Genomic DNA, 366 nt, shown 5'->3' with positions numbered 1-366 from the left:
CTACCGACTTATAGAGACGGAGTAATGACCACGGATATTTATCCGACCTCAAGCTTTGCCGATGCCTTGGTATCAATGGCACTGGATGACAAGATCGGTCGCCGTACAGTTGACGAGCTGGATCTCGAAAATATCTATCGAACCTATTATGAGGTAGTGGATTATTTTGGTACACCGCTGGCTGCGGAGTTCTGTACAACTATTGATGATTCAAACTTATCATTTGAAGAGTTGGTGACAAATCTTTGTGATGCAGTGTGTTGTACGGCGTATCGTCAGAACAATAAGCTCAAGCTGTATTTTGAACGGCCTACGGATAACTCGGTACTGTTGTTTAACTTCAGGAATATTTATCCGGAAACCTAT

1 pseudogene is annotated in these 366 nt (G+C 42.9%); it reads left to right on the top strand.

Annotated features, from left to right (window positions below):
* Positions 1-366: pseudogene (locus ACINWC323_RS16580) on the top strand (host specificity factor TipJ family phage tail protein); the annotation flags it as partial.

The organism is Acinetobacter sp. WC-323, from assembly GCF_000314615.1.
Classification (GTDB): domain Bacteria; phylum Pseudomonadota; class Gammaproteobacteria; order Pseudomonadales; family Moraxellaceae; genus Acinetobacter; species Acinetobacter courvalinii.
This window is presented reverse-complemented; position numbering and strand designations above follow the sequence as displayed.